Annotated in this window: 8 protein-coding genes; 4 read left to right on the top strand and 4 right to left on the bottom strand. The window is 61.2% G+C overall.

The features are described 5' to 3' along the window. The first annotated feature begins 32 nt into the window (after window positions 1-32). Both glmS and K3179_RS01530 read left to right on the top strand, forming a co-directional pair. On the top strand, window positions 33-1,856 hold the full coding sequence (gene glmS, locus K3179_RS01535; protein WP_221562168.1) for a glutamine--fructose-6-phosphate transaminase (isomerizing): 1,824 nt from the start codon (window positions 33-35) through the stop codon (window positions 1,854-1,856). A 140-nt stretch (window positions 1,857-1,996) separates the two neighbouring features. Then, window positions 1,997-4,285 (top strand): putative bifunctional diguanylate cyclase/phosphodiesterase, encoded by a 2,289-nt coding sequence (locus K3179_RS01530; RefSeq protein ID WP_221562982.1) that lies wholly within the window; start codon window positions 1,997-1,999, stop codon window positions 4,283-4,285. Here the strand turns inward: K3179_RS01530 and purQ are convergent, their stop codons facing one another. From purQ to K3179_RS01515, 3 genes are all read right to left on the bottom strand, one after another. After that, window positions 4,286-4,963, bottom strand: a complete 678-nt coding sequence (purQ, locus tag K3179_RS01525; protein WP_221562167.1) for a phosphoribosylformylglycinamidine synthase subunit PurQ — start codon at window positions 4,961-4,963, stop codon at window positions 4,286-4,288. Next, window positions 4,963-5,196, bottom strand: a complete 234-nt coding sequence (gene purS / locus K3179_RS01520; protein WP_221562166.1) for a phosphoribosylformylglycinamidine synthase subunit PurS — start codon at window positions 5,194-5,196, stop codon at window positions 4,963-4,965. Before purS ends, purQ begins: the two co-directional genes overlap by 1 nt. A gap of 128 nt (window positions 5,197-5,324) precedes the next feature. Further along, on the bottom strand, window positions 5,325-8,234 hold the full coding sequence (locus tag K3179_RS01515; RefSeq protein ID WP_221562165.1) for a M16 family metallopeptidase: 2,910 nt from the start codon (window positions 8,232-8,234) through the stop codon (window positions 5,325-5,327). 390 nt (window positions 8,235-8,624) lie between these two features. On the opposite strand from K3179_RS01515, the gene K3179_RS01510 reads away from it, so the two are divergent. Further along, window positions 8,625-10,859 carry a TonB-dependent receptor gene (locus tag K3179_RS01510; protein ID WP_221562164.1) on the top strand — a complete coding sequence of 745 codons (2,235 nt, stop codon included), beginning with the start codon at window positions 8,625-8,627 and terminating at the stop codon, window positions 10,857-10,859. Window positions 10,860-10,953: 94 nt separating this feature from the next. After that, the gene (locus K3179_RS01505) at window positions 10,954-11,835 is read left to right on the top strand and encodes a diacylglycerol/lipid kinase family protein (protein ID WP_221562163.1); all 882 of its coding nucleotides are present in this window, start codon (window positions 10,954-10,956) and stop codon (window positions 11,833-11,835) included. A gap of 4 nt (window positions 11,836-11,839) precedes the next feature. Here K3179_RS01505 and purC read toward each other — a convergent pair whose 3' ends face one another. After that, the gene (gene purC / locus K3179_RS01500; RefSeq protein ID WP_221562162.1) at window positions 11,840-12,646 is read right to left on the bottom strand and encodes a phosphoribosylaminoimidazolesuccinocarboxamide synthase; all 807 of its coding nucleotides are present in this window, start codon (window positions 12,644-12,646) and stop codon (window positions 11,840-11,842) included. Window positions 12,647-12,651 lie beyond the last annotated feature (5 nt).

Here is a 12,651-nt window from a genome sequence, read left to right as displayed (position 1 = left end):
CACGACCGCATCATTCTTTTGGAGCTGTCTGTATGTGCGGAATTATCGGGATCGTCGGCAAGGAACCGGTTGCCGAGCGGCTGGTCGATGGTCTGAAACGCATGGAATACCGCGGCTACGACAGCGCCGGTATCTGTACTATCCACGATGAAACTCTTGTCCGTCGCCGGGCAGAGGGGAAATTGTCCAATCTCGTCAGAGTTTTGGCCGAAAATCCTGCCGCGGGCGAGGTGGGTATCGCGCACACGCGCTGGGCCACGCATGGCGCTCCGACCGCGAAGAACGCTCATCCGCACGCCACCGACCACGTAGCCCTGGTCCACAATGGCATTATCGAGAACTTCAAGGAACTGAAGGCCGAGCTGATCGCCGATGGGCGCACCCTTGAGAGCGATACCGACAGCGAGGTGGTCGCTCACCTTGTGTCGCGCCGGGTCGAAAACGGCGAAACTCCAAGCGAGGCGGTGGCCAATGTCCTGCCTCGCCTTCGCGGCGCTTTCGCGCTCGCCATAGCGTTCCGGGATCATCCCGACATGCTCATCGGTGCGCGTCGCGGATCACCGCTTGTCGTGGGGTATGGGGACGGAGAAACCTATATCGGGTCAGACGCTTTGGCGCTGGCACCGCTCACGCAGCAGATCACCTATCTTGAAGAAGGCGACTGGGTTGTCGTTACCAGTGAGGGTGCCGAAATCCACGACGATGAGGGCAATAGGGTCGAACGGGAAGTAAAGACGTCCGGAGCATCTGCCGCTGCGGTCGAGAAGGGCAATTATCGCCACTTCATGCAAAAAGAGATTTTCGAGCAGCCGACAGTGGTCGCGCAGACTCTCGGTTCGTATCTGCGCCAGTCGGACAATTCCGTTGCCCTGCCGCAGTTCGATTTCGACATCTCCTCGATCCGTCGCGTGACTATCGTTGCATGCGGCACTTCTTACTATGCGGGAATGGTCGCTAAATACTGGTTCGAGCAGTTCGCTCGTGTCCCTGTCGACATCGATGTGGCCAGCGAATTTCGCTACCGCGAACCCGTGCTGGAAGAAAACGGACTTTCGCTGTTCATTTCGCAAAGCGGTGAAACCGCCGATACCCTTGCAGCCCTGCGCCACTGCAAGGAGCAAGGTCAGACCATCGCCGCGGTCGTCAATGTTCCGACTAGCTCGATGGCCCGCGAGGCCGACCTCCTCCTGCCTACACATGCGGGTCCCGAGATCGGCGTTGCCTCGACAAAGGCCTTCACCTGCCAATTGGCCGTTCTTGCCGCGCTCGCCGCGCACATGGCCGTGAAGAAGGGCCTTATGAACCGCCAGGAAGAGCAAGAGGTTGTCGCCCATTTGCTGGAAGCGCCTGCCTGCCTCAACGCGGCCCTGGACCACGACGACGACATTGCAGCGATGGCCCACCTTATCGCGCCTGCCCGTGACGTCCTGTATCTCGGTCGCGGGCCCGACTTCCCGATGGCCTTGGAAGGCGCGCTGAAACTGAAGGAAATCAGCTACATCCACGCCGAAGGCTATGCCAGCGGCGAGATGAAGCACGGACCGATCGCGCTGATCGACGACGAGGTGCCGGTGATCGTACTGGCTCCGTCCGGCCCGCTGTTCGAGAAAACCGTGTCGAACATGGAAGAGGTGCGCGCCCGTGGCGGCCAGATCGTCCTCATTTCCGATGCCGAAGGGCTGGAAGAAGCCGGAGAAGGCTGCATGGCAACCATCGAAATGCCAAAGGTCCATCCGCTGATCGCACCGCTGGTGTATGCCGTTCCGGTGCAACTGCTTGCCTACCACGTGGCTTGCGTCAAAGGCACGGACGTCGACCAGCCCCGCAATCTCGCCAAGTCCGTGACGGTCGAATAGCGTGACGAGCCGAGAAAATTCTTTTCCGGCTTAGGTTTACGTGCGGCTAACCTTTCAAGGTTAATCGTGCGGACGTGAGCCAGACGACAGAGAATCAAACGATCAACGCTGAGGAACTGACCGCGCGTCAGGTCCTTGGCATGTCGAGCGTGGAAGGTTCGGACTGGTCCCGTATCCATGGGCACCAATATTCGCTGGTGGCGCGTAGGGCTTTCGTGCGTGCGTTGTTCCACGCCATCGCCTTCGCCCTCGTCGCCTACGCAGTGGCTTCGAAGGTTCCTGCGACCATTCTCGTCGCTTGGGGATGCGCTCTCTCACTGAGCATAGCACACGCTTTCATTCTTGATCGCAAATTGAGGGTCGCGGAAGCAGGTCGCTTCGATCCGGAAAATGTGCGGGCACACGCAATGTCATCGGCCAACAAAGGCGCGGTCTGGTCGCTCGGGATCGTCGCACTGGGCGCCTTGGGGGCAGCTGGCGAGCTGATCACGATCTGGATCATCCTGTGCTTCCTTGTCGTGTCCACTGTGACGAGCCGCTACAGCGTGCCGCTCAGCACGATCACCTTCCTTCTCGCCGCTTCGGTCGGACCGCTTCTGGTCGCGCTGACGAATGGCGATGGACTACTGGCAGCCATGATCGGCCTGACCATGCTGATCGGTACGCTCGGCACCTTCGAAATGGCGCGAATGCGGGTGGGCGCGCGCCTGTCCGAACTGGTCATGCAGGAAAAGAGCGAAGTGGTCTCGATGCTGCTGCGCGAATTCGAGGAAGGTGAGGCCGACTGGCTTTGGCACATCGATACCGCCCGCAAGCTGCGCAATGTCAGCCCACGGCTTGCCTTCGCCCTCGGCAGCACGCCTGCGGCAGTCGAAGGCCAGTATTTCCTGAAACTGATTTCGGGCGACAATTGGGAGGCGGGGAATTTTCCTGCCAGCCTGCGGGACTTTTCCGAGAAACTGAAGCAGCGAGAAAGCTTCTCGAACCTCACGGTCAGCGTCGTCATCAATGGCGAGCGGCGGTACTGGGAAATTTCCGGTACGCCGGTCCTGGATGACAAGGGCGTCTGGCGCGGGTTCCGAGGCGTCGGCTCCGACGTAACGGTCAAGCACGAGAGCAGCGAGAAAATCGCCTATCTGGCGCGCTACGATACGCTGACCCAGCTCCCGAACCGGCTGATGCTCAACGAGACCCTGCGAGACGCCTTGGCATATGCGGACAAGTGGCGTTCTCGCTGTGCCTTTCTGATGATCGATCTCGACCGCTTCAAGGCAGTGAACGATTCGCTCGGTCACCTGATCGGCGACAAGATGCTGGCCGAAGTGGCCGGCAGGCTCGCTCCGCTGATGGATGAAGGCGAGACGTGCGGCCGGCTTGGTGGCGACGAATTCGCGATCGTCGTGCGCGACGCTTCGGACAGACGCCGCATAGACACGCTTGCCAAGACGGTGATCGCGGCGCTTTCCGCGCCGTATCATGTCGAGAACCACGTTCTTTATGTTGGCGCGAGCGTGGGGTCGGCCCTGGGCCCGCGTGACGGCAAGACTGTCGAGGAATTGCTGCGCAATGCCGACCTCGCGCTTTACCGAGCCAAGGACGAAGGCGGCGGCATCCACTGCGAATACCAGCCGGAACTCCACGCAATTGCAGAAGAGAAGCGTCAGCTGGAATTCTCGTTGCGCAGTGCGCTCGAGAACGAAGAGATGGAGGTCCATTACCAGCCGGTCGTCGACGCGACGAGCGAGGATGTGGTGAGCTTCGAGGCACTGCTGCGCTGGAACAGCAAGGTGCACGGCTTCGTAAGCCCGGCGAAGTTCATTCCCTTGGCCGAAGATACGCGGTTGATCGTCCCGATCGGCACCTGGGTGCTCAACGAAGCGTGCCGCGAGGCTGCAAACCATTGGCCATCGCACGTGAAGGTCAACGTCAATGTTTCGCCCGAGCAATTGCTCGAGCCCGACTTCGTCGGCACGGTGGTCAGGGCGCTGTCGCATAGCGGCCTTTCGCCCGAGCGGCTCGAGCTGGAAGTGACCGAAAGCATCTTCCTGCGTGATGCGGGCGTCGTGCGAAAGGCGCTCGAACAATGCCTTGCCTTGGGCTGTTCGGTAGCGCTGGATGATTTCGGCACCGGCTATTCGTCGCTCGGCTATATTCGCAAGATGCAGTTTACGACCATCAAGGTCGATCGGATGTTCGTCCAGGGCGCGGCGCAGAACAGTCCGGAAAGCCTCGCAATCATCCGTGCCGTCGTCGCCATGGCCGACAGCCTCGATATGACGACTACGGCTGAGGGCGTGGAGAACGAGGAAGAGGCCGAACTGATCCGCCGTCTGGGATGTACCAAGATCCAGGGATACCACTTCGGCAGGCCCATGCCGGTTGCCGAGGTCCGCAAGATTTTTGCCCGGGACGTAGCCCGGTCCGCTTGATCAGGCGTCTGCCAGAGAGCGGATAGCCGATTCGAACAGGGCCAGTCCGTCGGTCCCGCCATGGGCAGCATCGACCGCGCGTTCGGGGTGGGGCATCATGCCGAGCACGTTGCCCGCTGCGTTCAGCACGCCCGCGATATCGCGCTGCGACCCGTTGCAGTTCTCCATGTAACGGAATGCCACACGGCCATCCCCCTCGATCCGGTCGAGAGTGTCGTTGTCGGCGAAGAAATTGCCGTCGTGATGGGCGACCGGAATGCTGATCTCCTGTCCTGCATCGTAGCCAGACGTGAAGATCGACTGGGTATTTTCTACCTTCAGGCCGACGTTGCGGCAGATGAAGGTCTGGCCTGCGTTGCGCATCAGGGCTCCGGGCAGGAGACGCGCTTCGGTAAGGACCTGAAAGCCGTTGCAAACGCCGAGGACGGGCACGCCGCGCTCTGCCGCGCGCACGATCTCGCGCATGATGGGGCTGTTGGCCGCCATGGCACCAGAGCGCAAATAGTCCCCGTAAGAAAAGCCGCCGGGCAGCGCGATGAAGTCCAGTCCGTCCGGAAGCTGCGCATCGCCGTGCCAGACGCGTATTGGTGCGGAACCGGAAACCTGTTCGATGGCGACCGCCATGTCACGGTCGCAATTGGAACCGGGGAAGGTGACGACAGCTGCGCGAAAAGCCATCAGTCGAGCTTCTCGATGCGGTAATTCTCGATCACCGTATTGGCGAGCAGCTTTTCGCACATCTCGGTGAGGGCCTCGTCGGTGGTGTCATCGGCTACATCTAGGTCGATCGTACGGCCGATCCGGGCACTTTCGACGCCGGAGAAGCCAAGGCCTTCGAGCGCGTGGTGCACCGCACGGCCTTGCGGGTCGAGAACGCCGGGCTTGAGGCTGACAAGGACGCGGACTTTCATGGGCAATGCCTTTGATCGCAAGGATGGAATTTCTTGCGCGCGCCTATGCCGTGCCCCGGCCAGCGAAGCAAGTCGCCGACCGGGGTTTCAGGCAGTTTATCGTGCCGGGCGAAGGTCCCGACCGTGTGTCACTGCGCCGGCTTGGGAACGATGGCGATCTCAAGCGCCTCGCTTGCGACGAGGTACTTGTCGGCAAATGCTTTCACATCGGCGGTCGTGATCGATCGCAGGATCGTCTCGTAATTGCGCAGGCGATCGAGCCGGTCACTCTCAAGTTGGGCCGCCTCAAGGGATCCCATCCAGTACCCGTTCTCGCGGCGATCCTTGGCCAGTTTTTCCAGCAGCGGATTGCGTGCGCGGGACAGGAGATCGTCGTCGATGCCGGCAGTTCTCATGTCACCGGCGATCTGTGCGATGGTCTCGAAGACAAGATCGTGGTTCTCGGGAGCAACAATTGCTGCCGCGATCAGGTAGCCGAAGTTGTCGAAGGTGTCGGACATTTCCAGTGCGGCCATCGGAGTATACGTCGCACCGAGTTCCTCCCGCAGCGTCTCCAGCAGACGGAGGCGCAGCGTTTCTGCGGCGAGACGGCCGACCACTTCCTCGCGGAAATCGTCATCGTCCGTCGTTGGCCAATAAACCTGCACCATTCCCTGGTCGGCGGCTCCGGAATGATAGAGCGTGCGCTTGCTCCTGTCCGCTGCAAAACTGACTTGGCGAGCTTCGTCGAAGCGTTCTCCCTCGAGCGCGCGTTCGGGCAGGGCGCCAAAGGTCTGCGCCACGGCATCGATAACGGCCTGCTCGTCGATATCGCCGACGACCACGATCTCGATCGGCGAATTCGCGAGATTGGGCGAAATGGCGGCGCGCAGGTTTTCGAGCGTCGTGCCGAGCAGGGTTTCCTCGCTTTGCGCACCGAAGCGTTGATCGCCGTTCGCGACAATACGGGGAACCTGCGATGCCGCAACGGCCTGGGGATTGGCATCGAGACGGGCGATGTAGGGCGGAATGAGTGCCTGCCACTGCGCCTCTGCTTCCTGGCGGTATCCGGGAGATGTCAGGAAAGCGGCGGCGACCTGCATCTGGGCCAGGAAATCCTCCGCCTTGGTGGATCCCGGGATGTGGAAATGGTCGTTGGCCGCGTAGATGCCGAACCTTACGTTTCGACCGGCGAAAATACGCTGCAATTCGTCGAGGTCGTGGGCTTCGAGACCGGCGGTGGCCGAAATTGCATTCAGCATGTTGGTCGCGGCAGGTTCGGCGTCGCCATATGCCAGTTCGCCGGCCCCGATCCGGACGTGGAAGAGGATTTCCTTGTCCTTGAAATCGGTCTTCTTGAGGTTGAGCATGACATTGTTGTCGAACCGCAGCTCGCGATAGCCGAGGTCTTCGACCATGCGATCGGCTACTACCGTTCCGGCCTGGCCGAAGTCGTCATAGGCGAAGGCCGCAGTGGCTTTCTCTTCCGGCGCCGCAACTGCCACCTTGGTGGAAGCATTGTATGCCGCCAGGATCGTGCTCTCTCCGCCTTCGATTTCCTGCTTCGTAGCGATATGGATCAGCGGAGCGGAACCCGTGAAGGTTTCGCGGAAGGTCTCGTGGATCTTGTCCGGCGTAAGGTCGGCCCGCACGCTTTCGAAAACGGCAAGGCGCGTTTCGGGGGTCGCGAAAATCTGTTCGTCGCGCACGGTCGCAAGTATGCCGTCCGCCAGTGCCTGGCTGGGGCGCGTTGCCTGCCTTTCCGCGCCGTTGCGCAGCGCTGTCTCAAGATTGTTCAGGGCTTCGTCGATTTCACTCTGGGTGAAGCCGTGAATGGTCGCTCGGCGAACCTCCTGCTCCGCCGTCGCAAGCGCTTCGCGCCATTGCCCGTCCTTGGCGACCAGCTGGATGTTCGCCTGCGCAGCGCGGTCGAAGAAGTCCGTGGTCGCAAGTCGTCCGCCCAGGATCGACCCTTCCGGATCGCGAGCGACGTTCTGCAGGCGACGATTGACCACCATCGCCGCGAGTTGCAGCTGCAGCGCCTCGCGGCCCTGTGCCACGGTGCTGAGCTTGCGCTCGTACGGAGCGAAGCGATCGATCTGGACGATATAGTTTACCGCAGGATCGACGAAATATCCTGCCTGTGCCGGGCGATCAAAGTCGATCGCACCGCGCTCGCTCTCGGTCATCGCGGCAGCAGGCTTTTCCCAATCGCCGAAACGATCGCGCACCATTACCTCGATTTCGTCGGGCTCGACGTCACCGACTACGATCAGCGTTGCGTTGTCGGGCCGGTAGAAGCGCTCGTAGATATCGCGGAGTTCTTCGGCACTGATCGATGCAGTCACCGCAGTCTCGGTGGGATGGCTGATGTTGTCGGCAAAGGGCGTGCCCGGAGCGATGAAGCTCTGGTACGCTCTGCCGAAACGTCTGTTGTAGGTATTGCGGGTCTGGATTTCGGATTGAAGGATACCGCGCTCGCGATCGACCGCCTCGGGGTCGAAGGTCAGTTCGGACCCCACTTCGCGCATCAGCATCAGGCCGGTGCCGATCAGTTCGGCGTCATTGCGCGGCAGGCTCAGCTTGTAGGTGGTGTCTTCGAAAAATGTGCTGGCGTTCGTGTCTGCCCCGAACTTGAGACCCTCTCGTTCGAGCAGCTTGATCATCTCGCCTTCGGGAATGTTCGTCGAGCCGTTGAATGCCATGTGTTCGATGAAGTGGGCGGCGTTGAATTGGCCTTCCTTCTCGTCGATCCAGCCGATGTCGAAGTTCATGCGCAGCACGACTTCATCCTGCGGCGTTTCATTCCGCAGGATCGCGTATTTCATGCCATTGTCGAGGATACCGTAGCGCACTGCCGGGTCGGCGGGCACATCGTACACTGGGAAATTCCACCCCGTCAGCCAAGTCCGCGCAGGAAGGCCCAGTTCCACGTCGGATTGGGAAGTTGTGGCTGATGCGACAGGAGCCGTGCTGTCGGCATAGGTGGTGCATCCCGCCAGCGTCAGCGCGATCAGCGGCGTGGCGACCAAAATCTTGCGGATGGAAGAATTTTTCATAGTGCGTCCCTGTTCTTACGCCGCACCAAGCGGCAGTCCCGACGCCAACTGTACCCAGTCGATTTCAAAGAAGAAGTCCCAGTTCGGCTTAATTCTATTGATTTTCGTAGAAACGCGACAAACGACCAAATGCTGTCTACGAACTGCTGGACTACAATAGTAATTGTCCGACGAGATGCTGTATTGGTCGAGTATGTCACTCTGTCGGCGGCCGCTTTTGGCGGGACAGATTAATCTGTCACCGCAATGCAACATAAGGCCAGAACCCGCAGGCATCCGCGCTTTTGCGACTCCATTTCGATCAGGCATGAGCTAATGGCGCCCGGTCAATTCCCTTTTTCCATCCCACCAACCCGCGCCGGCAAGCGCTGGGCCAAAAGGATCATCCCCATGATTGACCGCTCCCTTACTCTCCGTCTTCTCTCCGCCAGCACGCTGGCCCTCGCTTTCGCGCAGCCCGCCCTAGCGCAGGACGTCAACAGCTCCGACACCGAAGCGACCGGTGCCGAAGAGGCCGACAACGGCCAGCTCGACATGATCGTCGTGACCGCCAACCGCCGTGAAGAAAACCTGCAGCAGGTGCCGGTGTCCGCCGCCACCCTGTCGGCCGACGCGACCCGCAGCATCTTCGATGCCGGTGCCGATATTACGGCGCTGTCGGCCCACGTCCCGGGCCTGTTCGTCGAAAGCTCCAACGGTCGTGCGGCGCCGCGTTTCTATATCCGAGGTCTCGGCAACACCGATTTCGACCTTGCTGCATCGCAGCCGGTCTCGGTCGTCATGGACGATGTCGTCCACGAAAACGTGACGCTGAAGAGCTTCCCGATCTTCGACGTCGAGCGCGTCGAAGTGCTTCGCGGTCCGCAGGGAACGCTGTTTGGCCGCAACACGCCCGCCGGTATCGTCAAGATCGACACTGTGAAGCCGGGCGACGATTTCGCCGTGACCGGCTCGGCCAGCTACGGCAGCTTCGGTTCGGTGGCCATCGATGGTGGCGTGACCATCCCGGTCGCACCCGGCCTTGCCTCGGTCCGCCTGTCGGGCATGTGGCAGCAGCGCGACAATTGGGTCGACAACGGCTTTACCGGTGAAGAGGACGCATACGGCGCCTACACCGACATCGCTGGCCGGGCGCAGATCCTGCTGACGCCCAGCGACCGCCTGTCGATTCTCGGCAGCTACTCGATCCGCGATCTCGACGGCACGTCGACGCTGTTCCGCGCCAACATCCTCGGCCCGGGCAGCAACGATCTCAACGGGAATTACGACCGCGATACGGTGTTTTACGACGCCGGTGCCGGCAACCAGGCGAAATACAAGGCCGAGATCGTCACCGGCAAGGTCGACTACGAAGCAGATTTCGCCACCTTCACCTCCATCACCAGCTGGGCCGACAGCGAAGGCTCGAGCCGTGGCGACATTGACGGTGGTTTCGGCGCAAGCTTCCTCCCTGTCATGGGCCCGGGCTTCATCCCGTTCCCTTCCGATACGCAGGACTCGATCGAACTCGACCAATTCACCCAGGAAGTCCGTCTCGCCAGCAACGGCGGCGGCGCGCTCGACTGGCAGGTCGGCGGTTTCTACTTCGACAGCGATTTCGACGTGACCACCGTCGGCTTCGATTTCCCGCCTTCCGTCACGGTCAACCACACCAACGAGAGCTGGGCGGTATTTGGTCAGGTTTCGACGCAGGTGACCGACACGATCAAGCTGACCGGCGGCCTGCGCTACACCGAAGACGAAAAGGCATTCTTCGTGCGTGATGCGGCCGACCCGCAGGCTCGCGAAGTGTCCGATGAGCGTCTGAGCTGGGACCTGGCGGCATTCGTGGACGTCACCGCCGATGCGAGCGTCTATGCGCGCGTGGCCAGCGGTTTCCGTGCCCCGACGATCCAGGGCCGCGACGTGGCTTTCTTCGCCCCGCCGTCGATCGCGACGAGCGAGAAGATCATGAGCTATGAAGTCGGCTTCAAGTCGGAACTGGCCGATCGCCGCGTTCGCCTTAACGGTGCAGCCTATTTCTACAACATCGAAGACCCGCAGTTCTCTGCGGTCGGCGGCGCCGGAAACCTGGTGCAGCTGGTCAATGCGGCAGACGGTCGCGGCTGGGGCTTCGAACTGGACAGCGCGTTCCAGATCACCCCGAACTTCCTCGTCACTGCCGGTGCCAGCTACAACAACACCGAAATCCGTGACGAGAACCTGGCAGTCGGCATCTGTGCGCAATGCACCGTGCTCGACCCGATCGTGAACCTGTCGGGCACCGACCGTGCGCTTGTGGACGGCAACCCGTTCCCCAACGCTCCGGAATGGATCGCCGATTTGACCGCACGTTACGCGATCCCGCTGGGCAGCGTGGGTGAACTGTTCGCCTACACCGACTGGACGTATCAGGGAGAAACCAGCTTCTTCCTCTACGACAGTGCGGAGTATGTCGTCGACAACCAGATCGAAGGAGGCTTGCGCGTCGGTTATGCCAAGCAGGACGGCACGTTCGAAGTGGCTCTTTTCGCCCGCAACATCACCGATGCGGACAATGTAAAGGGCGGTATCGACTTCAACAACAACACCGCGTTCGTGAACGATCCGCGCGTGATCGGCCTGTCGGTCCGTTTCGACTACTAAGCAGGGCGAAAGCCGAACAAAATGGGGCCGGGAGGGATGACCTTCCGGCCCTTTTTCGTGGCGCAGGATCGCGCAGATGCCTAAATGCGGTCCGATGGCTGCGCTCGATCTCGTATACAATCCCGTTTCGGGCAGTTTCAGCCAGTCGCATCTCGACGCGCTCATCGGCGAGCTGGAGGGGCAAGGCTTCGTCGTGACGCCGATGCCGACCACCGCAGAGGGAGCGCAGCTTTCGGGATCTGCCGAGCTGATCTGCGTCCACGGCGGCGACGGCACTCTGCGCGATACAGTCCAGGCTTTGGGAGAAAGGGCAGGGGAGACGTCGCTGTGCGTCGCGCCTTCGGGCACCATCAATCTTGTCGCGCGGGAACTGGGCTATGCACGCAAGCCTGCTGCCTTCGCTGCCGACTTACGTGCTGCATGGGAGCGCGGCCGGGATACATGGGTGCAATCGCCCCTGTATCGACTTGGCGAGATGCCGATCGTCTCCTGCCTGTCCATCGGACCGGACAGTCATGCCGTGGCGCGCGTCGACGGCAAGCTGAAGCAGCGGATCGGTCGCTATGCCTATGTCGTGGCGCTGGCGCAGCAGATGCGCGACTGGCCGCGCGACACGATGACCATTCGCGGCGAATTGGCGAATGGAGAACCGTTCGAATACGAAGCGGAAGCCGCCATCGTCAGCCACGCGGCGCTTTACGCCGGCCCGTTCAAGGTCAGCCCGGAAGCGGCGCTGGCAGCAGATTCGGTCGAGCTGATTACGCTCAAGCGCTCGACGCGCATGGGCACGATCGCGCTCAGCCTCGCGGTTATGCTGCGCTTGCCGGTGGCGAAGCTTGGCATTGCCGAGATCCGTTCGTGCCGCAGGATCGAATTCGACCGCTGCGTAACGCCGGTCCAGGTCGATGGCGACCACATGCCCGACTGCGCCTACGCAATCGGGCCGAGCGGCATGACACTGAGCTACGTGGTCTGAGCGCTTACTTCTTGGCCGGCTTGGCAGGGGTGCGCAAACGGCCGCGATGGGCGTTCATGTCGAGCACTTCGCCCGGACCATTGTCCTCGTTCTGCAGCAGGCCGAGACGGCGCGCCACTTCCTGATAGGCTTCGCTTTCACCGCCGAGATCGCGGCGGAACCGGTCCTTGTCGAGCTTTTCACCGGTGTTGATGTCCCACAGGCGGCACCCGTCGGGGCTGATTTCATCGGCCAGGATCACGCGGCTGTAATCGCCGTCCCAGATGCGCCCGAACTCCAGCTTGAAATCGACGAGGCGGATGTCGATTGCCGCGAACATGCCCGACAGGAAGTCGTTGATGCGAATGGCCATGCTCGACATGTCCTGCATCTCTTCGTGGCTGCACCAGTTGAAGCAGGCGATCTCCTCTTCGGAAACCTTGGGGTCGCCGAGGCCGTCGTCCTTGTAGCAATATTCGATCAGCGTGTGCGGCAGGACCTCGCCTTCCTCGATGCCGAGGCGCTTGGATAGCGATCCGGCGGCCACGTTGCGCACTACCACTTCGAGGGGAATGATCTCGACCTGGCGGACCAGCTGTTCGCGCATGTTGAGGCGGCGAATGAAGTGCGTAGGAATGCCGATGTGCGAAAGGCGCGTGAAGACATATTCGCTGATGCGATTGTTGATCACGCCCTTGCCGTTGATCGTGCCCTTTTTCTCCGCGTTGAAGGCAGTAGCGTCATCCTTGAAATACTGGATGATCGTGCCCGGTTCGGGGCCTTCGTAGAGGATCTTGGCCTTGCCTTCGTAGATCTGGCGGCGACGTGACATGGGCG

Source organism: Qipengyuania intermedia (assembly GCF_019711615.1).
Classification (GTDB): domain Bacteria; phylum Pseudomonadota; class Alphaproteobacteria; order Sphingomonadales; family Sphingomonadaceae; genus Qipengyuania; species Qipengyuania intermedia.
Note: the sequence above shows the minus strand (reverse complement) of the source record. Positions and strands in the feature narration are given on the sequence as shown.

Bases quoted from the DNA above. Each gene is read 5' to 3' on its own strand.
- purS (WP_221562166.1), bottom strand. From the start codon at position 5,196: ATGAAAGTCCGCGTCCTTGTCAGCCTCAAGCCCGGCGTTCTCGACCCG.
- K3179_RS01505 (WP_221562163.1), top strand. From the start codon at position 10,954: ATGGCTGCGCTCGATCTCGTATACAATCCCGTTTCGGGCAGTTTCAGC.
- glmS (WP_221562168.1), top strand. From the start codon at position 33: ATGTGCGGAATTATCGGGATCGTCGGCAAGGAACCGGTTGCCGAGCGG.
- K3179_RS01510 (WP_221562164.1), top strand. From the start codon at position 8,625: ATGATTGACCGCTCCCTTACTCTCCGTCTTCTCTCCGCCAGCACGCTG.
- purQ (WP_221562167.1), bottom strand. From the start codon at position 4,963: ATGGCTTTTCGCGCAGCTGTCGTCACCTTCCCCGGTTCCAATTGCGAC.
- K3179_RS01515 (WP_221562165.1), bottom strand. From the start codon at position 8,234: ATGAAAAATTCTTCCATCCGCAAGATTTTGGTCGCCACGCCGCTGATC.
- purC (WP_221562162.1), bottom strand. From the start codon at position 12,646: ATGTCACGTCGCCGCCAGATCTACGAAGGCAAGGCCAAGATCCTCTAC.
- K3179_RS01530 (WP_221562982.1), top strand. From the start codon at position 1,997: ATGTCGAGCGTGGAAGGTTCGGACTGGTCCCGTATCCATGGGCACCAA.